Annotated in this window: 26 protein-coding genes and 1 pseudogene; 15 read left to right on the plus strand and 12 right to left on the minus strand. The window is 60.6% G+C overall.

Translation table 11 applies throughout. The features are described 5' to 3' along the window. Window positions 1-9: 9 nt before the first annotated feature. Window positions 10-1032 carry a transcriptional regulator GcvA gene (gcvA, locus tag DUT91_RS06465; RefSeq protein WP_114439513.1) on the minus strand — a complete coding sequence of 341 codons (1023 nt, stop codon included), beginning with the start codon at window positions 1030-1032 and terminating at the stop codon, window positions 10-12. A 216-nt stretch (window positions 1033-1248) separates the two neighbouring features. Here gcvA and speB point away from each other — a divergent pair, with 216 nt between their 5' ends. From speB to DUT91_RS06495, 6 genes are all read left to right on the plus strand, one after another. Beyond that, a complete protein-coding gene (speB, locus tag DUT91_RS06470; protein WP_114439688.1) occupies window positions 1249-2310 on the plus strand; it encodes an agmatinase in 1062 nt (353 codons plus the stop codon). Between the two features lie 80 nt (window positions 2311-2390). After that, entirely contained in the window at window positions 2391-3476 is a 1086-nt protein-coding gene (locus DUT91_RS06475; protein ID WP_114439514.1) for an ABC transporter substrate-binding protein, read from the plus strand. Window positions 3477-3620: 144 nt separating this feature from the next. After that, a complete protein-coding gene (locus DUT91_RS06480; RefSeq protein ID WP_114439515.1) occupies window positions 3621-4658 on the plus strand; it encodes an ABC transporter ATP-binding protein in 1038 nt (345 codons plus the stop codon). Then, window positions 4655-5509, plus strand: coding sequence for an ABC transporter permease (locus DUT91_RS06485; RefSeq protein ID WP_114439516.1), 855 nt, complete (start codon window positions 4655-4657; stop codon window positions 5507-5509). Before DUT91_RS06480 ends, DUT91_RS06485 begins: the two co-directional genes overlap by 4 nt. Next, a complete protein-coding gene (locus DUT91_RS06490; RefSeq protein WP_114439517.1) occupies window positions 5506-6306 on the plus strand; it encodes an ABC transporter permease in 801 nt (266 codons plus the stop codon). The genes DUT91_RS06485 and DUT91_RS06490 overlap by 4 nt, the downstream gene beginning before the upstream one ends. After that, complete coding sequence (locus DUT91_RS06495; RefSeq protein WP_114439518.1) at window positions 6303-7121, plus strand: carbon-nitrogen hydrolase family protein; 819 nt, start codon at window positions 6303-6305, stop codon at window positions 7119-7121. Before DUT91_RS06490 ends, DUT91_RS06495 begins: the two co-directional genes overlap by 4 nt. Here the strand turns inward: DUT91_RS06495 and DUT91_RS06500 are convergent. Further along, entirely contained in the window at window positions 7078-7473 is a 396-nt protein-coding gene (locus DUT91_RS06500; RefSeq protein WP_114439689.1) for a YbaN family protein, read from the minus strand. The two genes, DUT91_RS06495 and DUT91_RS06500, sit on opposite strands and share 44 nt — an antisense overlap. Before the next feature lie 513 nt (window positions 7474-7986). Here DUT91_RS06500 and DUT91_RS06505 point away from each other — a divergent pair. Further along, complete coding sequence (locus DUT91_RS06505) at window positions 7987-8340, plus strand: septal ring lytic transglycosylase RlpA family protein (RefSeq protein ID WP_114439519.1); 354 nt, start codon at window positions 7987-7989, stop codon at window positions 8338-8340. Between the two features lie 58 nt (window positions 8341-8398). Here the strand turns inward: DUT91_RS06505 and DUT91_RS06510 are convergent, their stop codons facing one another. Next, complete coding sequence (locus DUT91_RS06510) at window positions 8399-9859, minus strand: RimK family protein (protein ID WP_114439520.1); 1461 nt, start codon at window positions 9857-9859, stop codon at window positions 8399-8401. After that, window positions 9859-10965: a GNAT family N-acetyltransferase/peptidase C39 family protein gene (locus tag DUT91_RS06515; protein WP_114439521.1), complete on the minus strand. Its 1107-nt coding sequence runs from the start codon at window positions 10963-10965 to the stop codon at window positions 9859-9861. Before DUT91_RS06515 ends, DUT91_RS06510 begins: the two co-directional genes overlap by 1 nt. A gap of 295 nt (window positions 10966-11260) precedes the next feature. On the opposite strand from DUT91_RS06515, the gene DUT91_RS06520 reads away from it, so the two are divergent. Continuing rightward, window positions 11261-12517, plus strand: a complete 1257-nt coding sequence (locus DUT91_RS06520) for a polyhydroxyalkanoate depolymerase (protein ID WP_114439522.1) — start codon at window positions 11261-11263, stop codon at window positions 12515-12517. Between the two features lie 260 nt (window positions 12518-12777). Next, window positions 12778-13395 (plus strand): transglutaminase-like cysteine peptidase, encoded by a 618-nt coding sequence (locus DUT91_RS06525; RefSeq protein ID WP_114439523.1) that lies wholly within the window; start codon window positions 12778-12780, stop codon window positions 13393-13395. A gap of 101 nt (window positions 13396-13496) precedes the next feature. On the opposite strand, the gene DUT91_RS06530 is transcribed toward DUT91_RS06525, so the two are convergent. Both DUT91_RS06530 and gshB read right to left on the minus strand, forming a co-directional pair. After that, on the minus strand, window positions 13497-15029 hold the full coding sequence (locus tag DUT91_RS06530; protein ID WP_114439524.1) for a YifB family Mg chelatase-like AAA ATPase: 1533 nt from the start codon (window positions 15027-15029) through the stop codon (window positions 13497-13499). Window positions 15030-15294: 265 nt separating this feature from the next. After that, the gene (gene gshB, locus DUT91_RS06535; RefSeq protein ID WP_114439690.1) at window positions 15295-16245 is read right to left on the minus strand and encodes a glutathione synthase; all 951 of its coding nucleotides are present in this window, start codon (window positions 16243-16245) and stop codon (window positions 15295-15297) included. A 184-nt stretch (window positions 16246-16429) separates the two neighbouring features. Between gshB and DUT91_RS06540 the strand changes: the two genes are divergently transcribed. The 5 genes from DUT91_RS06540 (at window position 16430) to DUT91_RS06560 (ending at window position 20149) form a co-directional block, all read left to right on the plus strand. Then, window positions 16430-17197, plus strand: coding sequence for an SDR family NAD(P)-dependent oxidoreductase (locus DUT91_RS06540; RefSeq protein ID WP_114439525.1), 768 nt, complete (start codon window positions 16430-16432; stop codon window positions 17195-17197). Next, window positions 17194-18120, plus strand: a complete 927-nt coding sequence (locus DUT91_RS06545) for a 2-dehydro-3-deoxygalactonokinase (RefSeq protein WP_114439526.1) — start codon at window positions 17194-17196, stop codon at window positions 18118-18120. The genes DUT91_RS06540 and DUT91_RS06545 overlap by 4 nt, the downstream gene beginning before the upstream one ends. A 140-nt stretch (window positions 18121-18260) precedes the next feature. After that, window positions 18261-18908 (plus strand): 2-dehydro-3-deoxy-6-phosphogalactonate aldolase, encoded by a 648-nt coding sequence (locus DUT91_RS06550; protein ID WP_114439527.1) that lies wholly within the window; start codon window positions 18261-18263, stop codon window positions 18906-18908. Beyond that, entirely contained in the window at window positions 18908-19783 is an 876-nt protein-coding gene (locus DUT91_RS06555; RefSeq protein ID WP_114439528.1) for an SMP-30/gluconolactonase/LRE family protein, read from the plus strand. Before DUT91_RS06550 ends, DUT91_RS06555 begins: the two co-directional genes overlap by 1 nt. A 66-nt stretch (window positions 19784-19849) precedes the next feature. Further along, window positions 19850-20149, plus strand: coding sequence for a hypothetical protein (locus DUT91_RS06560; protein ID WP_147272161.1), 300 nt, complete (start codon window positions 19850-19852; stop codon window positions 20147-20149). Here the strand turns inward: DUT91_RS06560 and DUT91_RS06565 are convergent. The 6 genes and pseudogenes from DUT91_RS06565 to dnaJ all read right to left on the minus strand — a co-directional run bounded on the left by DUT91_RS06565 (window position 20146) and on the right by dnaJ (window position 23725). Then, window positions 20146-20436 (minus strand): DUF1330 domain-containing protein, encoded by a 291-nt coding sequence (locus tag DUT91_RS06565; RefSeq protein ID WP_114439530.1) that lies wholly within the window; start codon window positions 20434-20436, stop codon window positions 20146-20148. The two genes, DUT91_RS06560 and DUT91_RS06565, sit on opposite strands and share 4 nt — an antisense overlap. Window positions 20437-20448: 12 nt before the next feature. After that, window positions 20449-21168 carry an orotidine-5'-phosphate decarboxylase gene (pyrF, locus tag DUT91_RS06570; RefSeq protein WP_114439691.1) on the minus strand — a complete coding sequence of 240 codons (720 nt, stop codon included), beginning with the start codon at window positions 21166-21168 and terminating at the stop codon, window positions 20449-20451. Then, window positions 21161-21280, minus strand: a pseudogene (locus DUT91_RS27265) (histidine phosphatase family protein); the annotation flags it as partial. The gene pyrF and the pseudogene DUT91_RS27265, both read right to left, overlap by 8 nt. Window positions 21281-21295: 15 nt before the next feature. Continuing rightward, the gene (locus DUT91_RS06580; protein ID WP_114439531.1) at window positions 21296-21880 is read right to left on the minus strand and encodes an NADPH-dependent FMN reductase; all 585 of its coding nucleotides are present in this window, start codon (window positions 21878-21880) and stop codon (window positions 21296-21298) included. Between the two features lie 21 nt (window positions 21881-21901). Continuing rightward, window positions 21902-22501, minus strand: coding sequence for a phospholipid N-methyltransferase PmtA (gene pmtA, locus DUT91_RS06585; RefSeq protein WP_114439532.1), 600 nt, complete (start codon window positions 22499-22501; stop codon window positions 21902-21904). Window positions 22502-22597: 96 nt separating this feature from the next. After that, window positions 22598-23725 (minus strand): molecular chaperone DnaJ, encoded by a 1128-nt coding sequence (dnaJ, locus tag DUT91_RS06590; RefSeq protein WP_114439533.1) that lies wholly within the window; start codon window positions 23723-23725, stop codon window positions 22598-22600. Between the two features lie 292 nt (window positions 23726-24017). Here dnaJ and ggt point away from each other — a divergent pair, with 292 nt between their 5' ends. Then, window positions 24018-25763, plus strand: a complete 1746-nt coding sequence (gene ggt / locus DUT91_RS06595) for a gamma-glutamyltransferase (protein ID WP_114439534.1) — start codon at window positions 24018-24020, stop codon at window positions 25761-25763. Window positions 25764-25966: the final 203 nt, after the last annotated feature.

Below are 25966 nucleotides of genomic sequence, written 5' to 3' on the forward strand. Positions count from 1 at the left end.
TCGGAGAGATCAGGATTTGATACGGCGCTTGCGGCTGCGGGCAGCGGGCGTCTGCTTCGAGATGAGACCGCTCGGGGAGGATATGGCGGTCTCGGCCTTGCCGTTGCGGCGGCGGATGATGCGGCGGGCCGCCGTCTGGGGTTCGATGGCGTCCGCGCCGAGAGAAGCGAAAAGCCAGTCGATGAACACCTTGACGATGGGAGCGGCGCGAACTTCGTTGCGACAGGCCACGTAAAAGGCATCGTTCGCGGGGACGGTGAGATCGAACGGCACGATCAGATCGCCCCTGGCGATCAGGTCGCTCGCGGTGATCGTGTCGCCCAGCGCAACGCCCTGGCCGTGCAATGCTGCCTCGGTCGAAAGCCGGGCATCGCTCATGAAATGCTCCGGCCCGCGTGGGACGCCCGAGGCATCGGCGGCGGCAAGCCAGGTGTTCCATTCGCGCCCGTCATCGCCATGCAGCATCGCGTGATCGCGCAGATCGCGCACGGAGCGCAACGGCCGGCTGTTGAGCAGCGTCGGGCTGACGACCGGGAAAAGCCTGAGATTGCTCCACAGCCTGGTCCAGCAATCGGCCCAGTTTCCATCGCCGTAAAGAACGCAGATATCGATGTCGGGCGAGCGCAGATGATCGGCATCGTTCGATGCGGTCAGCGTCAAGCGAATGTCAGGATATTGCTCGGTAAACTGATTGAGACGGGGAATGACCCACAGGGAAAGCAGCGCCGGTACGCAGGTGACGCTCAGTTCCCCGCTGGTCGAGGGACGCTTGACCATCGCGGTCGCCGCTGCGATCTCGGCGAAGGCATGCGAGACGGAAGGCAGCAGCAGCGCGCCCTGCGCGGTGAGTTTCAGGCGCTGCGCCGCGCGATCGAACAGCTTGACGTCGAGGCTCGCCTCGAGGGATTTGATCTGGTGGCTGATCGCGCCGTGGGTGACATTCAGTTCCTGCGCGGCGAGCGAAACCGAACCATGACGCGCCGCCGCCTCGAAGGCCCTGAGCGGATTGAGCGGTGGAAGGCGGCTTGGCATGTGTGACCTGATGACACTTTTATGTGAGAAAATTTCACATGAAACGCTATAACAATATCAATTGCATTTCAAAACGTTTTACACCGATAATCCGGCAAAAGACGAGGCTGAAAGCCCAGGGGAATGAAATGATTTCTGATCGCGGCGATGATGCGCCGTGGCTCCGCCTCTCCTGATTTCCGCCAGCGTTCAAACAATGAAACAGGACGGCCGATCATGAACTGGGACGCAAAGAAGCTCGATTCCTTACGCGCCAAATATGGCGAGAGCCATGGCGGCGAACTTTTCGATCCGGAATTCCGCAAGGTCGCAGACAAGATCTTCTCCAAGAGCGGAACGCGGCTTGCGCCCTATGCGGGCGTGCCGACTTTCCTTTCCGCGCCCTATGTGCCCGTCGATGCGAACGAACCCGATTTCGGCAATCTGCAGGTGGCGATCACCGGCGTGCCGATGGATCTGGGCGTCACCAATCGGCCCGGCTCGCGTTTCGGCCCGCGCGCGATGCGCACCATCGAACGCATAGGCCCCTATAATCACGTCCTCGGCACGGCGCCGGTGTTCGACCTGCGCGTTGCCGACATAGGCGATGTGCCCTTCGCCAGCCGCTACCGGCTGGAGCAGAGCCATGCCGATATCGAAAAGCGGATCGGCCAGATCGTGGCCGCCGGCGTGGTGCCGCTTTCGGTCGGCGGCGATCATTCGATCACCCATCCGATCCTGAGAGCTGTCGGCAAGGAGCGCCCCGTCGGCATGATCCATATCGACGCGCATTGCGACACCGGCGGCGCCTTTGACCAGACCAAGTTCCACCATGGCGGACCGTTCCGCAACGCCGTGCTGGACGGCGTGCTCGACCCGACGCGCACCATCCAGATCGGCATTCGCGGCTCGGCCGAATATCTCTGGGAGTTTTCCTATGAATCCGGCATGACCGTCATCCATGCCGAAGAGGTGACGGGGCTCGGCATTCCGGCGATCATCGACAAGGCGCGGACGATCGTCGGCGACGGGCCGACCTATCTCTCCTTCGACGTCGACAGCCTCGATCCGAGCTTTGCGCCCGGCACCGGCACGCCCGAAGTCGGCGGCCTGACGACACGTGAAGTGCTGGAACTGATCCGCGGCCTCAAGGGCATCAATCTGGTAGGCGGCGACGTCGTGGAGGTGGCGCCACAATATGATGCGACGACAAACACGGCCCATGCGGGCGCACAGGTACTGTTCGAGATCCTCAGCCTGATGGTCTTCAGCCCCTTTATCACAGGCAAGCGGGATTGATTTTTCACTGATATAATCAAAAAACACAAAAACGGGAACAAACCGGTTCATCTCAGGCCGGCGACAAAGGAGAAGAGAACATGGACGAAATTCAAAACAGGGTGAGCCGGCGTGCCGTTCTTGGCGCCGGCGTTGCGGGCGCGGCGATGCTCGCCATGCCATCTGTGCTGCGGGCGCAGGACAAGTCGCTGAAAATCGGCGTCTATGGCGGCTATTTCAAGGATTCCTTCGACAAGAACATCTTCCCCGACTTCACCAAGGCGACCGGCATAGCGGTGGAATCGGTTGCCGAGCCGACGGGCGAGGCATGGCTGGTGCAGCTCGAACAGGCAGCACGCGCCGGACAGGCGCCGGCTGACGTATCGATGATGTCGCAGGTTGCCATGCTCAAGGGTCAGGCAACGGATTTGTGGACCCCGCTCGATATGGCGAAGATTCCCAATTCGGGAAATCTCATCGACCGTTTCGTCAATAAATATCCGGATGGACGCGTGGCCGGTATCGGCGCCGTGGCGTGGTACATCACGCTCGTCACCAACACGGATACCTACAAGGAAGCGCCGGATTCATGGGCGGCCTTCTGGGACAAGGCGAATGAGGACAAGCTCGGCCTCCTCGCCCTCGTTTCCAACTCGTTCCTCCTTGAAGTGACGGCCAAGACTTTCTTCGGCGGCACCGATGCGCTCAGTACTGAAGAGGGCCTGCTCAAGGCCTTCGACAAGCTGGCCGAGGTCAAGCCGAATGTGCGGCTGTGGTACCGTGACGAGGCGCAGTTCGAGCAGGCGCTGAAGTCGGGCGAAATCCCGATGGGGCAATATTATCACGATGTGACCGGTCTTGCCGCCGCCGATGGCAATCCGGTGCGCTCGACCTTCCCGAAGGAAGGAGGAATCCAAGATTCGGGCTGCTGGGCGTTGTCGCGCGCTTCAAAGAAGAGCGAGGAAGCGCATATCTTCATCAACTATATGAGCCAGCCCACGATCCAGGCGACGCTGTCGCGCAAGGTCGGAACCGCTCCCACCGTCAGACGCGAACTGCTCGACCTGACCGACAAGGAATTTTCCGCCGTCTCCTCCGATATCGAGCCGATCATCCCCCGCTACGATCTCTACCAGAGCAAGTCGGATTGGCTGAACCAGAAATGGACTGAACTGATCGTCGGCTAGATGAATACCCCCCTTCTGGCCCCGGGGACATCCCTCCTTGAGGGGGGTATACTCTCCCGTATTGTGGGGGAGATGTCCCGTAGAAATGGGGGGTAGCCGGGATCTTAAAACAGTGGGCTGCGAAACAATGAACATGAGGGGCGGATGTCCGGACTGGTTCTGAAAGACATATCCAAGCGGTTCGGAAATTTCGCCGCCGTCAGCCATGTTGATCTCAGCGTACCTCACGGTACGTTCGTCTGCATGCTCGGGCCGTCTGGATGTGGGAAGACCACGCTCTTGCGCATGATCGCCGGGCTCGATGAGCCGAGCGAAGGCGCCATCCTGCTCGATGGCGCGGATATCACGCCTATTCCCACGCACAAGCGCAATCTGGGCATGGTATTCCAGTCGCTGGCGCTGTTTCCGCATCTCAATGTCGGGGAGAACATAGCCTATCCTCTGCGCATTCGCGGCATCGCCAAGGAAGACCAGAAGAAGCGCGTCGACGAGCTCCTGCAGATGATCCATCTGCAGGGCTATGGCGAACGGCCGGTGTCGAAACTCTCCGGCGGCCAGCGCCAGCGTGTCGCCATCGCCCGTGCGCTGGCGCTTTCGCCAAAGCTGTTCCTGCTCGACGAGCCGCTGTCGGCGCTCGATGCGAAGCTGCGTGAAGCCATGCAGGTGGAGCTGCGCCAGCTGCAGCAGCGGCTCGGGATCACCACCATCGTCGTCACCCACGACCAGCGCGAGGCCATGACCATGGCCGATACCGTGGTGGTGATGAATGGCGGCGAGATCCGCCAGGCGGCCTCGCCCGTCGATATCTACCGCAACCCGTCCGATACGTTCGTTGCCGATTTCATCGGCTCGACCAATCTCCTGGAGATATCCGCCGACAGCGCCAGCCGCGCTACGTTTCTAGGCAAGCCGGTGGCGGGGCTGGCGCTTCCCGCAGGCCTTGCCAAGGCATCCGTCTCGATCCGCCCGGAGGACGTGCATCTGACGGCGCCCGGCGGGGATGCGATCGACGGCACCATCACCTTCATCCGCGATCTCGGCGGCACGATCGAGACGTTCGTCGATGTCTCCGGCCAGAGTATTGTAGCGGTTTCAACACCGCGGGCGCGGCCGGAGGTCAGTGTCGGCCAAAAGGTGGGCGTTGTTCTGCCCCATGAAGCCTGCGTGGTGCTCAAACGATGAGACGCGAGCCGCCCCGGACACTTACCGACTACGGCCCGCTGTTCTTCCCGGCGGCGATGCTGACGATCTTCTTCGTCGTTCCCTTCGGTACGATGATCGCGGTCAGCTTCTTCCAGCGCCAGCAGGGCGGCTTCTATACGCCGGCTTTCGTCTGGAGCAATTACGAGCGATTTTTGAGCGCCTTCTTCGCCAATGTGCTGGGCTTCTCGTTGATGCTTTCCATTGCCGTGGCCATTTGCTGCCTGGTGCTGGCCCTGCCCTTCACCTATCTCCTGACCCGCATGTCGCGGCGCGCGCAGGTGCTCTGGCTGGTGGGGCTGCTCTCGATCCTGTCGCTTTCGGAAGTCATCACCGGCTTTGCATGGTCGACGTTGTTCTCTCGCACGGCGGGCATCACCAATCTGCTCGTTGCCATCGGCATCATGGATAGCCCAAGGGCGCTCACTCCAAGCCTCGGCGCGGTTCTGACCGGGATGGTCTATCAGGCGTTTCCCTATACGGTGCTGGTGCTCTACCCGGCGCTGGTGCGGCTCGATCCGACGCTGACGGAGGCGGCGCGCACGCTCGGCGCCTCGCCGCTACGCGCTTTTTTCAACGTCGTCGTGCCGGCGCTGCGCAACACCATCGTCGCAACGCTGATCATGGTGTTCATCTTCGCGCTCGGCTCCTATCTCCTGCCGCAGATTCTCGGGCGGCCGCAGCACTGGACGCTCTCGGTACTGATCACCGATCAGGCGATCTACCAGTCGAACATGCCGTTCGCCGCGGCCATGGCGGTGTTCCTCGTCCTCGTGACGCTGGCGCTCGTCGCGCTGACGCTCTTCCTCGGTCGCAAGGGAGAAGCCGCATGAACCGGATCTTGCAGCGGCTCTATTTCACGCTCATCGGCATTTTCCTCGCCGCGCCGCTCGTGGTCGTTGCCGGTGTTTCGGTGAACGAACGCCAGAGCCTGACCTTTCCGCCCAAGGGCTTCTCGGTCTCTTGGTACGGCGAGATCTTCAGCAATCCGGAATGGCGCAACGCACTTTTTGCATCCGTAACGCTTGCGGCGCTCTCCGCAGCACTCGCCGTCGCCATCGCCCTGCCGCTTGCATGGTTTGCCTGGCGGCGCATCGCGCCATGGACCAATGTCTTCCAGGTCCTCGGCATCGCACCCTTCACCCTGCCACCGGTCATCACCGCTCTGGGGCTCCTCACCTTCTGGGCGACGACAGGCTTTTACGGCCAACCCTGGACCGCGGTAATCAGTCACGCGATCTTCTTCGTCACGCTGCCGCTCGTCACCTTGTCGCTCGGCTTCTCCTCAATCGACCGCTCGCTGGTCGAGGCGGCATCGACCATGGGCGCAGACGACCGGACGGTGTTCATGACAGTGATCGTGCCCCTGATCCTGCCCTATATCGTTTCGGGCTACGCCTTTGCCTTCGTCTTGTCGCTCAACGAGTATATCGTTGCCTATATGACCGTCGGCTTCACGTTCGAAACCCTGCCGATCAAGATCTTCAACGCGCTGCGCTACGGCTATACCCCAACCATGGCGTCGGTGTCGGTTCTGTTCGTTGCCGTTTCCGCCGCGATTTTCGGCCTCGTCGCCTGGTTCGGCGACCTGCCGAAGCTGCTGGGCGCACTTTCAGCCGAGGGCAAATGATGCGCATCGCGCTCTTCCAGATGCAAGTAGCAAGCGGCAATGTGGCGGCCAATCTGGGGAGCATCGCCGAGGCGGCGCAAAAAGCCGCCGACAATGGCGCAAGCCTGCTCGTCGCGCCGGAACTGGCTCTCACCGGCTATGGCGCAGGCGATGCGATCCGCTCGCTTGCCGAACCGGCCGATGGCGCGCAGATCGCAAAACTCGAAGCGATCGCGGCGGCGCATGGCGTCGCCATCGTCTCAGGCTTTGCCGAACGGGATGGCGCGGTCGTCTATAACAGCACCGCTTACGTGGACGGCAGGGGCGGGCGGGCGATCTACCGCAAATCGCATCTCTTCGGCGACTATGAGCGCGGGCTGTTTCAACCGGCGCCGCCGGCGACGTGTCTTTTCCGGCATGGCGGGCTGAAGATCGGCATTCTGATCTGCTACGACGTGGAATTCCCTGAAAATGTCCGGCGACTGGCGCTTGCCGGCGCTGACATGGTGGTCGTGCCAACGGCCCTGCCTGCGGGACCGTCCGGGACATTCATCGCGCAGAAGATGATCCAGGTGCGGGCTTTCGAAAACCAGATATTCCTGGCCTATGTGAACCATGCCGGCGCGGACGAGACCTTCACCTTTGCAGGCATGTCACGGCTCGCCGCGCCGGATGGCGGCCTGCTCGTGGAAATCGATGATGCGGAAGAAGCGCTCCGCTTTGCCGATATCGACCCAGCCGCCCGTGCGGCGGTGATGAGGGAATACAGCTATCTCGGCGATTTGGGCTCATTCAATCCGGCCGCGACAGGACAAAGGCGGCGCAGCCCAGCATGAGTACCGCCACCCCTGTTGCAAGCGGCCATCCCGGTCGAGCGCTCCACCAGAACAGCGCGTAACCCGCCATCATACCCGCCGAGGCGGCCATCTTGGCCCTGGGGGAAATGGCGCCCTTGTCTCGCCAGTTGCGCAAGGTCGGGCCGAAACCGGGATGGCCGAGCAGCCATGCTTCGAGCCGGGGCGACGACCTGCCGAAAAACCACGCCGCGAGAATGATGAAGATCGTCGTCGGCAAGACGGGCAGGAAGACCCCGATGAAACCGAGCACGAGCATGAGGAAGCCAAGCGCGAGATAGGCCCAGCGCAGCGTGCCCGACACTTGCCGGTGCCCCGCTTTCTCCTGCTGCATACCGCTTTTTCCGACATCCGGCTTCATCTCGATGCGTGTTCCTCTGCCGCTTTTCCCCAAGCATATGCTCTCCGGAGGGGCTCTATAGAAGGGAATCTGGCAAAAGCGCGCAAAAAAATACCGGCTTCTGGTCCTTGAAGGATTCCGGAGAAAAACTTCGCCTGCAAATAAAGTTCCGCGATTGAAAAGGGCGGGGCACCCCGCAAAGGCTGAATCTACTCGAAATCCATGTATTCAGCCGGACCCGACCCTTTCATTCAGCGAATGAATATCACTGATCTAAAAACATCACAAAAAACTTCATGTAACCAGCAAGTAGTATATCGAAAATATACCTCTCAATTATTTCGAATTTTGCATAGTATAGGATAATTTTCCTTCGTAATCACAACTCAGAATCATTCTGTAATTCTGCGTGAAACCATTTCTCGCCACATTTCGACTGCAGCAAATCTTTGCTTCCAAGGGGAACGATCTTCCGGAAGCCCCCGGAAATAACAAAAAGAAGACGGCATGAACTTCAAAATGCGTATGGCTCTTCTGGCTGCAGCCGCAGCCGGCGTTCTCTCGATGACCGCTATCGAGGCTTCCGCTCAATGCGGCCGCGCCTCCTGGTATGCCCTCACCTCGCGTACGGCCTCCGGCGAGCGGATGAACCCCGCCGCGATGACAGCGGCGCACCGCACGCTGCCGCTCGGCAGCAAGGTGAAGGTGACAAACCAGAGAAACGGCAAATCGCTCGTCGTGCGCATCAACGATCGTGGCCCCTTCATCAAGGGACGCATCCTCGATCTCTCGAAAGGCGCGGCAAGCCGCCTCGGCTTCATCAGTGCGGGACATGCGAAGGTCTGCTTCAGCCGGCTTTAGGGCTGCTGAAATGGGCTAATGCCGGCCTACAAACAGTTCCACGAACGTCGGCTGTGCGCTATCGCGTACGCTCCAGCCGTTCAATGAACCATCGCGTCAGGTTCAGCCAGACCTCGTCCTTCTCGGCCGCGTCTTCAACGCCGTGCTCAAGATTGGGATTGTCGTTGACCTCGATGACGACGACACCATCCTCGGTTTCCTTCAGATCGACGCCGTAGAGGCCTTTGCCGATGCAGCGCGCTGCCCGCAGCCCGGTCTCGATGACCGGCGGCGGCGCGTCGGCAAGCGCGAAGGAGCGGAAGCCGCCTTCCAGCGGCTTGCCGCCGGTATCATGATTGACGATCTGCCAATGGTGCTTGGCCATCAGATAATGGCAGGCGAAAAGCGGCTTTCCGTCGAGCACACCGACCCGCCAGTCATATCGGGTTGGCATGTATTTCTGCGCAATCAGGAGATCGCTGTCCTCCAGCCATGCCGTCGCAAGCACCTTGAGCTCGTCATATGAGGAGACTTTCTTGACGCCACGCGAAAAGGAGGAATCCGGTATCTTGATGACCATGGGAAAACCGAGCAGGTCGGCGGCGCGCGTCAGATCCTCGTCGCCGGCTATCATCACCGTCGGCGGCACGGGAACCCCGTTGGCCTGCATCAGCTCGTTCAGATAGACCTTGTTGGTGCAGCGGATCATCGAGACCGGATCGTCGATGACAGGCATTCCCTCCTGCTGTGCCCGGCGCGCAAAGCGGTAGGTATGGTTGGAGATCGACGTTGTCTCGCGGATGAACAGAGCATCGTAATTGGCCAGGCGCGACAGATCCTTCTTGCCGATGGGCGCGACATCGACGCCAAGACGGCCGGCGATGCGGGCCCAGTGCTTGAGCGTCGAGACCGTGGAAGGCGGCATCGCCTCATGCGGATCGCACAGGGTGGCGAAGGAGTAGCGCGCCGGTGTCTTCTGCTTGGCGGCGCGCCATTCGCGCTGCGTATAGCGGTCGAGCGCATGGTTGAAATGCGCCTTTTCCTCTTCGTCCAGCTTTCCGAGATTGGCGAAGGCGATCTTTTGTATTTTCGCCCATTCGCCCGGTTTGACCGTGACTTCGAGGGCAGGCGCACGGAACCAGTCGAACAGAAGCCTGGCGAAACGCTCCAACTGATGAGTGGGCGCATAACCGAAATAGATGCGGATGGTCGTCGGCGCATGTTCCGGGTGGTGGCCGAGCGCCTTGTTCAACGCATCTTCGAGTTCGGGGATGGCGTTTTCATAAAGTCGCCGTTCCGAAAGATCGATCATCGTTTCGACCGAGGGGATGATGCGGTGGCCACGGGCTTCCGCCAGGAGGGAGGCATAATAGCCGCGGCTTTGATAGGTGTAGGTGCGCGACAGATTGATGATCCTCGGGCGCTGGCCGTTGAACAGCGCCGGATGGGCCAGGTAATCCCGGTTGGTCATGACCTTGTGAGGGGTCGCGCCATTGTCGATGTCGGACTGCCGTCCGACCAGAATGACACATATCGACATCAATCCTCTCTCTTCTCCAGGAAAACCGCCGCCCTGAGGCCGCTTTTGCCGAACCGCGCCATGCGATCGAAAATCTCATACGAGATGGGAACATTGGCGGCGTCGGCGACCGTCTCGCCGACCTCGTCTTCCACCCATGGGTCGTGGATCATGATATGGCGCCCGTCATCGCCATGGGCGAGTACCCAATGCGGCACCTTCTTGCCGAACATGTGATAGCCGCTGACAAGGATGATGGCCGACGCCCCCCGCCGCAAGGCCGAACGCAGGTCCTGCATGGTAAAGCCGCGCTGGCGCACGCTGATGCCATAGGCCTTGGCGCGGCGGCGAAAATCCGTCTGGGCAAGCTCCATCACCAGGCGCTTTTCCGGATCGCGCACCGAATCCAGGAACAGGATGGCATCGGTCGAGACGGCGACCGATGATTTCAGCCCATGCTCGTGGGCCGCGACAGCCAGCCCGAAGGGCTCGCACCCGCCGGGCCCCGACTGCATGAAGATCGTCGTCGCCTCGCGCCACAGGCGAATTTCCAGCACCGGGTCGAGCTTGACCGAAGGCAGATTGGCGACCAGCGACATCATCAGGCAAGCCGCGCCACAGGTGAAATCGGTCGTCTGCTCATAATAGGGAACCGGAGCCGAAATCGGGGCGTCGCCGCGCAGCGTCTTCTCGAAGCGTAGCGCATCGGAATGATCGGAATAATAATCGAGGCAGCGGCCAAGGGGGCGATAGCCATGGCGCTTGTAGAGCGCGATGGCCCGCTCATTGTCCTCTCGCACCTCGAGACGAAGCCACAGCCTGTCATGATCGAAAGCCGCCTGCTCGGCCGCCGCGAGCAAAAGGCCGCCAACGCCGCGCGACTTCGCTTCCGGATTAACCGCCAGCGAATAGAGGCGGGCAAGGGCTGTTCCCTTGCGGAACAGGATCATCGCGTAGCCGACAATGACGCCGCCCTCTTCCGCGACGATGGTTTCCGCCGTCGGACGCGGGATCAGCACACGAAAGGAGCGCCGCGAGATGCGGTCGGTGTCGAAGCAACGCTCCTCTATGCGCAAAAGCGCTTCGATGTCGTCGGGCGTGGCCTTGCGCGTCGCAGCGCCTGTCATGTCTTGGCCTTCGAAACGGGGGGCCGCAATACGGCTCTGACTAAGATCGGGTCTGGCGAGCGAACCACTGGACGTTTTGTCCGTGACCGGCGCAGGCAGGCATCACGACATTGGTGCGACTGTGGGGCGGGATTGTGGCGGTGCAATCGGTAGCCATTGGTGCATAGCAGCAAATCGGCTTAAGAATGTGTGCATTGCAATATCCTCGGATTGCACTATGTTCAGGAAAGAGAAATGCTGTTTCAGTATAAGGTTTTCCGGTATCTCTTTTACGCGCTTCGCAGGGGCTTGGAAAATGTATTATCAGCTTTATGAACTAAATCATGCCGCGCTCCAGCCTTACCGGGCTCTGGCGGATGCAACAAAGCTGTTCTTCGAAAGTCCATTCAACCCGATTTCGCAGAGCTCCTATGGCCGTTCGATGGCGGCGCTTATGGAACTCTTCGAGCGGACGACGCGACGCTATGACAAGCCGGCCTTTAATCTTCCCGAAACCTCCGTGGATGGGAAGAACGTGGCCGTGACGGAAGAAATCATCTGGCAGAAACCTTTCTGCAATCTTCTGCATTTCCAGCGCGACGTACCGAAGAGCCGCGCGGGGGACCCGAAAATCCTGCTGGTCGCACCTTTATCCGGCCACTACGCAACGCTTCTACGGGGGACGGTGGAAGCCCTTTTGCCGCACGCGGAGATCTACATCACCGACTGGATCGACGCGCGCATGGTGCCGCTCAGCGACGGCAAGTTTGATCTCGACGACTATATCGATTATCTCATCGAGATGTTCCATGCCATCGGCGAGAACACCCATGTCATCGCCGTCTGCCAGCCGTCGGTGCCGGTGCTGGCTGCAGTGGCGATGATGGAGAAGGCCGGCGACCGCTTCGCGCCCTCCTCGATGACGCTGATGGGCGGGCCCATCGATACCCGCATCAACCCGACCGCCGTCAACAAAATGGCGGCGGAAAAGGATATCGGCTGGTTTCGCGACAATGCGGTCATGACCGTTCCGTGGCCGCATCCAGGCGTCATGCGACCGGTCTATCCCGGCTTCCTGCAATTGTCCGGATTCATGAGCATGAATCTCGACCGGCACATCACAGCACACAAGGAATTCTTCTTTCATCTTGTGAAAGAGGATGGCGAACCCGCCGAAAAGCATCGTGAGTTCTACGATGAATATCTGGCGGTCATGGATATGTCGGCTGAATTCTACCTGCAGACGGTCGAGACGGTTTTCATCCGCCACGATCTGCCCAGGGGCAAGATGAAGCATCGCGGCGACAGCGTCGACCTTTCCGCCATCAGGAACGTGGCGCTGCTGACGGTCGAAGGCGAGAACGACGATATTTCCGGCGTCGGCCAGACCGAAGCGGCGCAGACGCTGTGCGTCAATATTCCGGCGGGGCGCCGGATGCATTATCTGCAGCCCAAGGTGGGCCATTACGGCGTCTTCAACGGTTCGCGCTTCCGCAACGAGATTGCGCCCCGTATCGTCAATTTCATTCGCGAGAGCGACAAATCCGCACCGAAACGGCAGCGAGAGCGCTGAATCGGCCCGTCTCCGGATAGAATATCAGTGCGCTATAGCGGTAGCGGTCTCCGTGATGAGTCTAACAACAACCGGTGCCCCCTCCCCAAAATATGTCTCGGCAGCTTTGCGGTATTCCCTCAGGTTGCATCCAACGCCACCATTTCGCGCGGTAACCATACGCCGAATTGGTAGTTGAGTGACAGCTTTATGAATTGACTCTCCTCCGTGTCAGCCTTTAACGTTTTGTTAACGATTAAGCGTGCGGCGGAGTATTGTGTATGTTCAGGGGCATATGGTCTTGTGGGGCGTTTGGGGCTGCGATCATTTTTGGCGCGCTCCTTTCCGCCTCTTCCGGGGCCTTCGCGGCATCAGACGATTTCATGCGCATCGGCGGGTTGAGCTCGCAGCCGATCGGCCATTATGAATTCTGCAAGCGCTTGCCGCAGGAATGCTCCGTCCGCTCGAAGGATACCTCGCCGCTCAGCCTGACCCAGGAGATCTGGCAGCGCATTGTCGCCGTCAACGCCTCGGTCAACGAACGCATCAAGCCGCTGACGGACAAGGAAATCTACGGCAAGGAAGAATATTGGGCCTATCCGGTGCTTTTCGGCGATTGCGAGGATTACGTCCTCGAGAAGCGCCGCGAGCTTGCCCAGACCGGGATTCGGATTTCCGATCTCCTGATTACGGTGGTTCGCAAGCGCGACGGTGAAGGCCATGCCGTCCTGACAGTGCGCACTGATCGCGGCGATTTCGTCCTCGACAATCTTACCGACGAGGTCAAGAACTGGCAGGAAACGAACTACACCTATCTGAAGCGCCAGGCGGCAAACTACAGCGGCCGCTGGGTCAGCATCGAAGCGCCGAGCAATCTGCTGGTCGGCTCGGTCAAGTAATTCCCGTCGCATATCCCCCGCGCTTGTCATTCAAGACAGCGCGGGCAAGCAAGACAGCGGGCTTTCCCATTTCACGCTCTTACGTGCGAAACTGCAGCGGATTACGCCGTAGACATGGTCCTTTCACCGCTCATTCGGTAGGAAATTGCCTCGGCGAGATGTAGCCGTCCGACTTTCTCGGCCCCGTCGAGATCGGCAAGGGTGCGCGCCACTTTCAGGATACGATGATAGGCGCGGGCGGAGAACTTCATCTGCTCGCTGGCATCCTTCAGAAGGGCGGCGCCGCCGGCATCAGGCGCGGCGATCTGCTCGATCAGCGCGGCGGAACAATGCGCATTGGTCGAAACATTCGGAAGGCCCAGTGTTTCGTAGCGGCGCTTCTGGATTGCGCGCGCCCGTGCCACTCTCTCCGCCACGACATGGCTACGCTCGGCCTGCGACGGACGGATGAGATCGGATGCCGAAACCGCCGGCACGTCGATGCGCAGGTCGATACGGTCAAGGAGCGGACCTGAAATCCGCGCCTGATAGTCCGACTGGCAGCGCGGCCCGCGCGCGCAGCGATGCCCCGGTTCACCCGCCATGCCGCAGCGGCACGGGTTCATGGCCGCGACGAGCTGGATCTGCGCGGGGTAGCTGACGCGGTGATTGGCGCGGGCAATCATGCAGTCACCGGTTTCCAGCGGCTGGCGCAGCGAATCAAGGACCTGCGGCGTGAATTCCGGGAATTCATCGAGGAAAAGGACGCCATTATGGGCTAGCGACACTTCGCCCGGCCTGGCCCTGAAGCCGCCGCCGACCATCGCCGCCATGGAGGCGGAATGATGCGGGGCGCGAAACGGCCTGCGATCCGAGAGCTTGCCGCCGGCCAGTTCGCCGGCAATCGACGCGATCATCGACACATCCAGCAATTCGCGTGGCGAAAGTGGCGGCAGGATCGAGGGCAGGCGCTGCGCCAACATGGACTTACCCGATCCCGGCGGGCCGATCAGAAGCAGATTGTGATTGCCTGCCGCCGCCACTTCGAGCGCGCGCTTCGCCGTCTCCTGGCCCTTGATATCGGCAAGATCGGGCAGATCGTCCGCTCTCTGGCGCATCACCGGCTCGGGACGCGACAAAACTTGCGTGCCGCGAAAATGATTGGCGAGCGCGATCAGGCTGCGGGGCGCCAGAATATCGATCTCCGCGCCTGCCCATGCGGCTTCCGGCCCGCAGGCATGGGGACAGATCAGACCTTTGTCCTGCCGATTGGCGCCGATGGCGGCAGGCAGTACGCCGGCGACGGCACTGATCGTGCCGTCCAGTGAGAGCTCACCCAGAACCACATAGGATTGCAGCGCATCCCCGGGAAGCGCGCCCAGCGCCGCCATCAGGCAGACCGCGATCGGCAGATCGTAATGAGAGCCTTCCTTGGGCAGATCGGCTGGAGCGAGATTGACCGTCACCTTCTTCGGCGGCATCGAAAGGCCGGAGGCATGGAGCGCAGCCTGCACCCTCTCGCGACTTTCGGCCACCGCCTTGTCGGGCAGGCCGACGATAGACATCCCCATCTTGCCAGGCGCGATCATCACCTGCACATCGATAATGACGGCCTCGACCCCTTGAAACGCTACGGTATTGACCCGCGATACCATTTTGCCGCTGCCCCCAAACAGACCTTCCGCCACCCCTGCGGAAGTCTCACGCCTTCACCGCGTGAGCTAAGCATAGATTGATTGGATCATCAAGAACATTTGCAGAACAAAAACAACTCCAGGATGCTTATAACGGCTCGGAGTTGTATCGTCAGGAGATAGGGATTTATATTTGTATATGCTCAAGAACTGTTATGAGCGGCCTCCATCACAATGGAAGCCGCTCCGGCAGAAATGCCATGTCGGGTGAATCCGAAATCGGCTTCTATGCCGTCTTCCGGCGCTTGGCCTCGACGCAATCCCAGAAGAGGGCCGCCACGTCCGCGCCGCCGAAGCGCTTGATTTCGCGGATGCCGGTCGGTGAGGTCACGTTGATCTCGGTCATGTAGTCGCCGATGACATCGATGCCGACGAGGATGAAGCCGCGCTCGCGCAATGACGGGCCGATACGGGCGCAGATTTCATATTCGCGTGTCGTCAACTGCGATGCCTCGGCCTTGCCGCCGGCATGCATGTTGGAGCGGGCGTCATGCTCGGCGGGCACGCGGTTGATCGCGCCGACCGGCTCGCCGTCGATCAGGATGATACGCTTGTCGCCAGCGCGCACGTCCTTAAGGTAACGCTGGGCGATGAAGGGCTCGCGGTGCATCTGGGCGAACATTTCGAGGAGCGAAGCGAGATTGCGGTCGCCATCGGCCAGGTGGAATACGCCGGCGCCGCCATTTCCGTAAAGCGGCTTCACGATGATATCGCCGAACTCGCGGCGGAAATCCGCCACCTCCTGCGGGTCCTTGGTGATCAGCGTCTCAGGCATCAGATCCGGGAATTCGGTCACGAAAATCTTTTCCGGGCTGTTGCGCACCCAGGAGGGATCATTGACCACGAGCGTCTTCGGATGGATGCGCTCCAGAAGAAGCGTCGTGGTGATGTAGTTCATGTCGAAGGGCGGGTCCTGGCGAAGCAGGACCACGTCCATCTCCGAGAGATCGCGGCGTTCGGGCTTGCCCAGCGTGAAATGGTCACCCTCGACATCTCGCACTTCGAGGTGTTCGACAGCCGCCGTGACAATGCCGTCGCGCATCGAAAGACGGTCCGGCGTATAGTGGTAAAGCGTGTGGCCACGCCGCGCCGCTTCCAGACAAAGCGCGAATGTGGTGTCGCCGGCGATCCGGATGGAATTGATATGGTCCATCTGGACCGCGATTTTCATTGCCATGATGTCCTCGGGCGATTCGCAGTGATCGAAACGGCGCCAAACTGTCACGGCCCGCGCCCTGATAACAGGAATTTTTATTTATCATACTATACGATATCGCGGAATTCCGCTAATCGGTTCGGGCTGGCCGCAGGCCGCCATCCATCTATGCAAGCCCAACTTGGCCCAACCGGGAGGAATCCTCATGCTGCCATCGACCGTATTTCCCGACCTGAAGGACCGTTCCGTCCTGATCACCGGCGGCGGTTCCGGCATCGGCGCCTCACTGACGGAAGGCTTCATCGCTCAAGGGGCCAGGGTCGCCTTCATCGATATCGCCGCGGAGCCGTCCAAGGCGCTGGCCGATCAGCTCGAACAGAAATATGGCAACCGCCCGCTTTATCTCGAAACGGATCTGCGCGATCTCGACGCGCTGCGCAAGGCCGTGGCGACGGCGGAGGCGGAAAACGGTGCGGTCACCGTTCTCGTCAACAATGCGGCATGGGACGACCGCCACACGGTCGAGGACGTGACCGAGGAATATTGGAACCTCAACCACTCAATCAATCTGCGCCCGCAGTTCTTTGCGATACAGGCGGTGCTGCCAGGCATGAAAAAGGCCGGCGGCGGATCGATCATCAATTTCACCTCGATTTCCTTCATGATCAACCAGGGCGACCTCCCCGCCTATACGGCGGCCAAGGCCGGTGTCATCGGCCTCACCAAGGGTCTTGCCGGGACGCTGGGACCGGATAAAATCCGTGTCAACGCGATTGCACCCGGCTGGGTGATGACAGAGCGCCAGAAGGCACTCTGGGTGACGGAGGAGAGCCTCAAGGTCCATGTCGGCAAGCAATGCCTCAAGGAAGCGGTGCTGCCGGACGACATGGTCGGGCCCTGCCTGTTCCTTGCTTCCGACGCCGCCCGCATGCTCACCGCGCAAACGATGATCGTCGATGGAGGCTATTTGTGAGCCAAAACGGAGAACCTGCCTTCGCCGGGGCCGACTGGGGCACCAGCCGTTTCCGGCTCTGGCTCATGGACAGGGCGGGCCAGGTACTGGCTGAACGGCGCAGCGACGACGGGCTCGACGCTTCCCGCGCCACCGGATTCTCACAGGTTCTCGAAGGTCATCTCGCGGCGGTTGGCGCGCCAGCCGACCTGCCGGTGGTCGTCTGTGGCATGGCCGGGTCGCGGCAGGGCTGGGTCGAGGCGGCCTATGTGGATATTCCCGCCGATCCCGCAACCATTCTCGCGGCTTCAGCGCGCATTATCGATACCAAGCGCGACATCCGCATCGTGCCGGGCCTGGCACAGCAGGGCGCACATCCCAATGTCATGCGCGGCGAGGAAACCCAGCTTCTCGGCCTCGTCCACGGCAAGCCGGGCTTTTCCGGCCTCGTCGCCATGCCCGGCACCCATTCCAAATGGGTGCATCTGGAAAATGGTGAAGTATCCGGTTTCTCCACCTATCTGACCGGCGAACTCTATGCACTTCTGTGCAGCCACTCGATCCTGCGCCACTCCATCGGCAATGCCGCGGAAGGTGTCGATGCGGATCATCCGGGCTTTGGCGCCGGGCTTGCGCTGGCGCTCGCCCCCGGTTTCAGCCTGCTCGGCACGCTTTTCGAGATCCGGGCGGGAATGCTCCTGAACGGGCTGGCCGAAGACGAAGCGGCCGCGCGACTGTCCGGGATGGTAATCGGCACGGAGGCGGCCGACGCATGCGCCAAGGCAGGTGCCGATATCAAGACCGTGCATCTAGTGGCGTCCGGACGCATGGAGCGGCTCTACCGCAAGGCGCTGAGCGCGGCAGGTTTCGATTGCGAGACGGTCGATGCCGACGATGCGGTCAGGAAGGGCCTGCATGCGGCGGCTGCAGGACTATGGTTCTAGGAGCGGTTCCTGTTGTGATGGAATCGGAAAACTGCTCCGGTTTTTTGTTTTAACGCGAGTCCGACGGGAAAAGCAGTTCCTGCTATTCCCGGGAAAACCGCTTCGAACTTTGCCTGGACTTGCTCTAGAAAGGAAACGGCATGACGCATGCTCCCTCGATCGCCTGGCCAAAGCTGAAGCGCGATTTGATCGCCATCCTGCGTGGCGTCAAGCCGGAAGAGGCGGTCGATATCAGCCATGCCCTCGCCGGGGCGGGCTTCGAGGCGATAGAGATACCGCTCAACTCGCCGGAGCCGTTCCGCTCCATCGAGATGGTGGCAAAGGCAATGCCCGCCCATGTGCTGGTTGGCGCGGGCACAGTGCTTAACCCTGCCGATGTGGCGCGGTTGCACGCCGCAGGCGGCCGGCTGATGGTAAGCCCCAATGTCGATCCGGAGGTCATCGCCGCAGCCTCGGCTGCCGGCATGGTGACGCTACCCGGCGTTTTCACCCCGACGGAAGCCCTTGCCGCGCTGAAGGCGGGGGCCTCCGGGCTGAAATTCTTTCCCGCCAATGTGCTCGGGCCCGAGGGCATCAAGGCGATCAGCGCCATCCTGCCGAAGGGTACGGTGATCGGTGCGGTGGGCGGCGTTGCCGAGGGCGAGTTCGCTGCCTTTGCCGAGGTTGGTATCCGCACCTTCGGTTTGGGTTCCAGCATCTACAAGCCCGGTATGAACGCGGCCGATGTGGCGGAACGTGCATGGCGGACGATCAGCGCCTATGATGTGGTTTATGCAGGAGAGGCATGATGACTGCGACCAATGCCACCGTCTTTTCCGATATCGTCTGCGAACTCGGCGAAGGGCCGGGCTATGATCCGCTGACCAATACAGTCTGGTGGTTCGATATCATGGCAGGCAAGTTGATCGAGAAGAACTGGCCGGATGGCGAGACGCGGGTCCAGGAGCTTGGGATGATGGCGAGCGCGCTGGCCGTCATTGATGCACAGAGCCAACTCTTGTGGACCGAGAACGGGCTATTCATCCGGGATCGCGCAAGCGGCAGACTGACGCTTCACAAAGCGATTGAAGCCGACAATCCGGCCACCCGTTCGAACGATGCACGCGTCCATCCCTCCGGCGCATTCTGGCTGGGAACGATGGGCCGACGGGCCGAGGAAGGCGCCGGTTCGATCTGGTGGTATCGCGAAGGGCAGGTCCGCCAGATATTCTCCGGCATCACCATCACCAATTCGATCTGCTTTTCGCCTGACGGGCGCGTGGCCTATTTCTCGGACACCGACCAGAACATCTTGTGGCGCGTCGACACCGATCCGGAAACCGGCCTGCCCACCGGCGAGAGAAGCGTCTTCCACCACCGCGTAGAAGACGGCGGGATGGACGGCTCCGTCGTCGATGCGAACGGTATTCTCTGGAATGCCTGCTGGGGCGGCAAGAGCGTCAACGCCTATTCGCCCGATGGCAGGCTGATCCGCTCCGTGCCCGTGCCGGCCCGCCAGCCATCCTGCCCGGCCTTCGTCGGACCCGACGCCGACCGGCTCCTCGTCACGACGGCCTGGCAAGGCATGAGCCAGAGCGACCGCGATGCCGATCCTAACGCCGGACGGGCCTTGCTTCTCGATATCGCCGTGCAGGGAATTTTGGACGCGCCTGTCAGGCTTTGATCGCACGATCCGCATGGCGCAGTCCGGCGCTGCGTGATATCGTCAATCATGAGGATGCGCGCGCGATTGGCTGTTGCCGGTGCTTTGCTTGCGCAGCCCGCTCTCGCGGACTGCCAATGCCTTGGCAATGGCGCGCGTTACAACGAGGGTGACCAGGTCTGCCTCAAGCTGCCCACGGGACCGCAGCTCGCGCGCTGCGAAAAAGTGCTCAACAATAGCTCATGGAAGATGCTGGGCAGCAATTGCCAGTTGATCACCCGCAGCGAGCAATCCCCGAAACCGTCTTCGCAACGCGCGGTGAAAGCAGTGTCCGGCGAGCCGCAATCGTTAACTGGCCGGAAGCCAGCTGCATCGCAGGGGCTTTAAGCGTCATAGCCTTCCATGATGACGATCTCGCCATCGGCGACAGTCTGGCGGATCGCCTTCGCGGCCTGATATTCGGGCGAGTTATAGCAGTCGAGCGCATGCTGGACGGACGGGAATTCGATGATGACGTTGCGGGCGCGGCCGGGGCCTTCGACGGCATGGGCCGTGCCGCCGCGTGCCAGAAACCTGGCGCCGTAGCGCTCAAAGGCGGGCTTGGCGGTCGAGACATAATCCTTATAGTGCTCGGCATCCCTGACATCGACGCGGGCGATCCAATAGCCTTTCATGCTCTTTCTCCTTCAAACCGTTGATGCCGCCATCTCGGCGAGAATGGCGCGGGCGGCTGCCTGCCTGTCGGCGGCGACGACGATGGGACGTCCGACCACAAGGTGGCTCGAACCGGCCTTCAAGGCTTCGGCCGGGGTCATGACCCGTTTCTGGTCGCCCTTCTCCGCACCGGCGGGGCGTATGCCCGGGGTCACCAGCGCCATGCCGGGACCGATGATGCGGCGTACGGCGCGTGCTTCGGACGCAGCGCAGACGATACCGCCCATGCCTGCCTCGCGGGCCTGTTCGGCACGCCTGAGAACCAGCGCCTGCGGATCATCGGTATAGCCGGCCTCGATGAGGTCCGCGCCGTCCATGGAGGTGAGCACCGTGACGCCGAGGAGGCATAGACCGGAGCCCTTTGCCGCTTCGACACCGGCGCGCATCGCCTTGGGATAGGCATGCAGCGTCAGCATGGTGACGCCCATCTTCGCGATGTTCTCGACGCCCTTGGCGACCGTGTTGTCGATGTCGAGCAGCTTCATATCGAGAAAGACTTTTTTGCCCGAGCGGATAAGCTCGCCGGCAAAATCGAGGCCGCCGGCGAAGACAAGCTGATAGCCGATCTTGTAGAAGGACACCGTCTCGCCAAGAGCCGCAACGACCGCTTTGGCTTCTCCTACCGTCGGGACATCGAGGCCGACGATGAGCCGGTCGCGCATTGCGTTCTCGTCCCCATTATTCTCATTCATGAAAATCACCGCTGAATGTTTCCATGGATTCCCAATCGCACAGACACGCGCGGTCGGAAAGCCGGAAGGCGAAGATATTTCCGCCGCCGGGCGGCTGGTCGCGAATGCGGGATGTAGTAGCCGTACATCAGCGCCGCAACGATGCCATCTGCACATGCTCGATCAGGGAATGGCAAACCTTTCCCATTGTCCTGGCCATGCGCTCCTCCTTGAACGAGCCGTCGTCGTCGAAGGCCTCTGAGGCACGGGCGACAGAGCATTGCTCGGTGATGATCTGCGTGCCGACATTCATCAGCACCGAACGCAGGTGATAAAGGCCGCGAATCCCGGCGAAATTGCCGTCCGACGAGGAACAGAGCGCGACGATTTTACCAGCATAGGGCTTCAGCGCCCGCTCTCCATCGCGCGAGATGCGGCTGACCCAGTCGATGGTGTTTTTCAGGAGCGGCGGGATGGAGGAATTATATTCGGGCGAACAGATCAGCAGCCCTTCATGGGCTGCGAACATGCGCCCGAGCCTCATGGCGTTTTCCGGGACGCCTTTTTCCTTTTCCAGATCCTCATCCATGATCGGCAGCGGATAATCGGCAAGCGAGATGCGCGTCACCTCGGCCCCCTGCAGCGCCAGTTCCTTCATCGCGGCATCCGCCGTCCTGCTGCTATAGGCGCCCGAGCGGATCGATCCGGAAAAGACGAGAATCCTGGGAGCCATGCTTGTCCTGCGGGAGAAAGATCAGGTGCGTCCGCGCTTATAGATCCATAGCCGCGCCGGGGGAACATTGCGGATGACGAAATCATAATGCTGGACGATATAATTTCCGCGTCCGGGCGGAATCGGCGACAGCGGCCCGTAGGTGATCTGGATTACCGGACGCCCTTCGGGAATCCTGTTCAGCAGATCCTCAAGGATCGCCACCCGCCTTTCGACCGGAAAGCTCAGAAGCGGCACGGCGGAGATGACGCTGTCGAAGATGAGGTCTTTGTGCTCGCCGAGTGTCGTGTCGAGATCAAAGGCATCGCCCTGGATGATGTTGATTTCGGGGAAATCCTCGCGCAGATGGCGGGCGAAATCCTCCGAATATTCCACGCAATAGATATCGGACGGCTTCACGCCGCGCTGCAGGATCGCCTTGGTAATGACGCCAGTGCCCGGTCCGAGTTCCAGCACCGGCAGGCCGGAATCAGGATCGACGACGCTCGCCATGCGCCGTGCGGTGACCGAACTGGTCGGCAGGATCGCGCCGACCGCCTTGGGACCATCGATCCAGCCCTTGAAGAAACGGATTTCCTCGTCGAACTTCTCCGCTAGTCTCTTGCCGAGTGGCCCTGCCATGTCGTACCGCTCCTGAATGTCGTTATTGGGCAGATTTATGACGCATCACCTGACAAAAGCAAAGCGTCTTGGCAAGTTTGTGGTCTGAATTATAACCTATTCGCCAATTCCTTCAAAGAACTCCTTCATCCGCGAAAAGAAGCCGCTCGATTGCGGGCTGTTGTCCTTTGAGGAGATCTTCTCGAACTCCTCCAGAAGCTCTCGCTGGCGTCTGGTCAGGTTCTGCGGCGTCTCGATGGCGATCTGGATATAGAGGTCGCCCATTACCGGCTGGCGCAAGACGGGCATTCCCTTGCCCTTGAGGCGGAACTGCTTGCCGTTCTGCGTGCCCTCGGGGATTTTCACCCGCGTTTGCGTGCCATCGAGCGTCGATACCTCGAACTGGCCGCCAAGTGCCGCCGTGGTCATCGAGATGGGTACCTTGCAATAGAGATCGGCTCCGTCACGCTGGAAGAATTCATGCGGCTTGATGGAGAGAAAGATATAGAGATCGCCAGATGGGCCGCCGCGAAGCCCTGCCTCGCCCTCGCCGGTAAGACGGATGCGCGTGCCGTCCTCGATGCCGGCAGGAATATTGACGGATAGCGAACGCTCCTGGGTGACGCGGCCCTGGCCGGCGCATTTCGCACAGGGGTCCTTGATGATCTGGCCGCGACCGTTGCAGGACGGGCATGTCCGCTCGATGGAGAAAAAGCCTTGAGCCGCGCGCACGCGTCCCGCGCCGCCGCACATCGAACAGGTCACGGGCTGTGTGCCGGGCTTGGCACCCGTGCCGGAACAATCCTCGCAGACCATGGAGGTCGGCACCCGGATTTGCGCCGTCTTGCCGCTATAGGCCTCCTCCAGCGAGACCTCCATGTTATAGCGAAGATCGGCGCCGCGTTCGCGGCCATTGGTGCGACGCTGGCGTGCGCCACCCATCATCTCGCCGAAAATATCTTCGAAAATATCGGCAAAGCCGCCGGCAGCGCCGAAGCCGCCGCCGCCGAAACCGTTGCCATGCTCGAAAGCGGCATGGCCGAAACGGTCATAGGCGGCCCGTTTCTGCGGGTCCTTCAGCGTTTCATATGCCTCGCCGATTTCCTTGAACCTGCGCTCCGCCTCGTGATCTCCGGGGTTTTTATCCGGGTGAAATTGCATGGCAAGCTTACGGAAGGCGCTTTTCAGGGTCTTTTCGTCCGCGCCCTTGGCAACGCCGAGCGTCTCATAATAATCAGGCTTCATAAACCAGTCTTCCCGATGGCAATATTCATCATGGAGCCATAATCCATGGCGTTCCCGTTTCCGCGTAAATATCGGCTTGAACCGCTATTTAGGCGTTCCACGCGGCGAATGCCATAGCCGAACAGAAATTCTACCACCCGTTATTTCATGTCGTCCTTAACCGCCCTCGCCATCCGGACAGAGAAGCATGTACCGCTTTCTCGACTGAACAGGCCTCCACTTTCTTGGACTTGCACTGGACGCGCAGCCACGAACATGCTCCGAATAGAGCATAATCTCCGGAGGAATGAACATGTACGATCCCTGTAGAAAAGCGATTGCCGTCCTCTTCGCCTTTGCTCTCAGCGTGTCGCCGCTGGCGGAGGCATCAGCCGCATCTCCAGAACCGGTCGAAGCCGAACATGGAATGGTCGTCACGGCCCAGCATCTGGCGTCGGATATCGGCGTGGAAATCCTGAAGAATGGCGGCAACGCAGTGGATGCCGCCGTTGCCGTCGGCTATGCCATGGCAGTTGTCTATCCCGAAGCGGGCAATATTGGCGGTGGCGGGTTCATGACCATCCGCCTCAAGGACGGGAAAACGACTTTCCTCGATTTTCGCGAACGCGCGCCGCTCGCCTCGACCAAGACGATGTATCTCGATGACAAGGGCAATCCGGTGAAGGGTCTCAGCACCGATGGCTATCTTGCCGTCGGCGTGCCGGGATCGGTCCTCGGCTTCGAGACCGCCAGGACGCGATATGGCACGAAATCGCGAGAGGAGTTGATGGCGCCGGCGATCAAGCTTGCCCGGGACGGTTTCGTCCTGGACGAAGGCGATGCCGCTTCGCTAGCCGAAAACGCAGAGACGCTGGTGAAGGACCCGGCCGCCGCAGCCATTTTTCTCAAATCCGACGGCAAGCCCCATGCGGTCGGTGAGACGCTGGTTCAGGCGGATCTCGCCGCGTCGCTCTCCAGCATCTCGGAACTGGGACCCGACGCCTTCTACAAGGGGCCAATTGCCGACGCGATCGTGAAGGCGAGCCAGGAAAGGAAGGGGATTCTCGCAAGGCAGGATTTCGAACAATACAAGGTTCGAGAGCTGGAGCCGGTGAAATGCAGCTATCGCGGCTATGACATCTTTTCCTCGCCGCCGCCCAGCTCGGGCGGGGTGATCATCTGCGAGATCCTCAATATCCTCGAGGGATATCCGATCTCCTATCTCGGCTATGGCTCGGCCGACACGGTGCATGTCATGATCGAAGCAATGCGCCACGCCTATGTCGACCGCAACACCGCGCTGGGCGATCCGGATTTCGTCGAAAACCCTATCGGGAAATTGCTCGACAAGGGCTATGCCCAGAAAATCCGCGAGGAGATCAGCGCCTTCAAGGCCGGCATATCGCAGGAATTGATGCCGAAAGGCTTTGGCGAGAGCACGGAAACCACGCATTATTCCATCATCGACAATGATGGAAATGCTGTTGCGGTCACCTATACGCTGAACGGCTCGTTCGGCGCCGGAGTCGTTGCGCCGGGAACCGGCATTCTACTCAACAACGAGATGGACGATTTCACCGCGAAGCCGGGCGTTCCCAATCTCTACGGGCTGGTACAGGGCGAGGCGAATGCCATAGCACCTGGCAAAACGCCGCTGTCCTCAATGAGCCCGACGATCGTCGCCAAGGACGGCAAGCCATTCATGGTCATCGGCAGCCCCGGCGGCGCGCGCATCATCACCATCACGCTTGAGGCGATCATCAATGTGATCGACCATGGCATGAATATCCAGGAAGCAATCGATGCGCCGCGCATCCATCACCAATGGCTGCCCGACAAGATCTATATGGAGCCTTACGCCCTGTCGCCCGATACGCGCCGCGTGCTTGCGGGCATGGGGCATGACATCGATATAGACGAAAACTGGACGATCTGGGGCAAAGCCGCGGGGATACTGGTTGGCGGCAAGAGCCTCGCCGATATGGGCAAAGCCGATAGCAGTCGCTATTACGGCGCAATTGACAGCCGTGCAGCTTCCGGCGCGGCGCGTGGTTATTGAAGGAAATCTCAGAATAGAAATCACCACCTTATTCTGAATATTCCCAAGTAGCGAGCGTAGATCAATTTCTTCGTAGAGATACGGCTGCGCTCGCAGCAGCTTTTATTCTAATCATAACTCAGCTCGTGAAGTTGTTTTGAACGCATTTCATCACTTGTATCCTAATTGACTTTCGAACATCGAGCGATGAAATTTTCAGCCTG

Origin of the sequence: Paramesorhizobium salinisoli, assembly GCF_003335045.1 — a bacterium.
In the GTDB taxonomy this organism is placed as follows: Bacteria; Pseudomonadota; Alphaproteobacteria; order Rhizobiales; family Rhizobiaceae; genus Paramesorhizobium; species Paramesorhizobium salinisoli.

Coding starts and splice junctions, on each gene's coding strand:
- DUT91_RS06525 (WP_114439523.1), top strand. CDS start 12,778: ATGTTCAGGGGCATATGGTCTTGTGGGGCGTTTGGGGCTGCGATCATT.
- pmtA (WP_114439532.1), bottom strand. CDS start 22,501: ATGGCAGGGCCACTCGGCAAGAGACTAGCGGAGAAGTTCGACGAGGAA.
- DUT91_RS06580 (WP_114439531.1), bottom strand. CDS start 21,880: ATGGCTCCCAGGATTCTCGTCTTTTCCGGATCGATCCGCTCGGGCGCC.
- DUT91_RS06555 (WP_114439528.1), top strand. CDS start 18,908: ATGACTGCGACCAATGCCACCGTCTTTTCCGATATCGTCTGCGAACTC.
- gcvA (WP_114439513.1), bottom strand. CDS start 1,032: ATGCCAAGCCGCCTTCCACCGCTCAATCCGCTCAGGGCCTTCGAGGCG.
- gshB (WP_114439690.1), bottom strand. CDS start 16,245: ATGGCAATGAAAATCGCGGTCCAGATGGACCATATCAATTCCATCCGG.
- pyrF (WP_114439691.1), bottom strand. CDS start 21,168: ATGAATGAGAATAATGGGGACGAGAACGCAATGCGCGACCGGCTCATC.
- DUT91_RS06490 (WP_114439517.1), top strand. CDS start 5,506: ATGAACCGGATCTTGCAGCGGCTCTATTTCACGCTCATCGGCATTTTC.
- DUT91_RS06550 (WP_114439527.1), top strand. CDS start 18,261: ATGACGCATGCTCCCTCGATCGCCTGGCCAAAGCTGAAGCGCGATTTG.
- DUT91_RS06540 (WP_114439525.1), top strand. CDS start 16,430: ATGCTGCCATCGACCGTATTTCCCGACCTGAAGGACCGTTCCGTCCTG.
- DUT91_RS06495 (WP_114439518.1), top strand. CDS start 6,303: ATGATGCGCATCGCGCTCTTCCAGATGCAAGTAGCAAGCGGCAATGTG.
- DUT91_RS06565 (WP_114439530.1), bottom strand. CDS start 20,436: ATGAAAGGCTATTGGATCGCCCGCGTCGATGTCAGGGATGCCGAGCAC.
- ggt (WP_114439534.1), top strand. CDS start 24,018: ATGTACGATCCCTGTAGAAAAGCGATTGCCGTCCTCTTCGCCTTTGCT.
- speB (WP_114439688.1), top strand. CDS start 1,249: ATGAACTGGGACGCAAAGAAGCTCGATTCCTTACGCGCCAAATATGGC.
- dnaJ (WP_114439533.1), bottom strand. CDS start 23,725: ATGAAGCCTGATTATTATGAGACGCTCGGCGTTGCCAAGGGCGCGGAC.
- DUT91_RS06515 (WP_114439521.1), bottom strand. CDS start 10,965: ATGACAGGCGCTGCGACGCGCAAGGCCACGCCCGACGACATCGAAGCG.
- DUT91_RS06510 (WP_114439520.1), bottom strand. CDS start 9,859: ATGTCGATATGTGTCATTCTGGTCGGACGGCAGTCCGACATCGACAAT.
- DUT91_RS06520 (WP_114439522.1), top strand. CDS start 11,261: ATGTATTATCAGCTTTATGAACTAAATCATGCCGCGCTCCAGCCTTAC.
- DUT91_RS06500 (WP_114439689.1), bottom strand. CDS start 7,473: ATGCAGCAGGAGAAAGCGGGGCACCGGCAAGTGTCGGGCACGCTGCGC.
- DUT91_RS06530 (WP_114439524.1), bottom strand. CDS start 15,029: ATGGTATCGCGGGTCAATACCGTAGCGTTTCAAGGGGTCGAGGCCGTC.
- DUT91_RS06505 (WP_114439519.1), top strand. CDS start 7,987: ATGAACTTCAAAATGCGTATGGCTCTTCTGGCTGCAGCCGCAGCCGGC.
- DUT91_RS06485 (WP_114439516.1), top strand. CDS start 4,655: ATGAGACGCGAGCCGCCCCGGACACTTACCGACTACGGCCCGCTGTTC.
- DUT91_RS06475 (WP_114439514.1), top strand. CDS start 2,391: ATGGACGAAATTCAAAACAGGGTGAGCCGGCGTGCCGTTCTTGGCGCC.
- DUT91_RS06480 (WP_114439515.1), top strand. CDS start 3,621: ATGTCCGGACTGGTTCTGAAAGACATATCCAAGCGGTTCGGAAATTTC.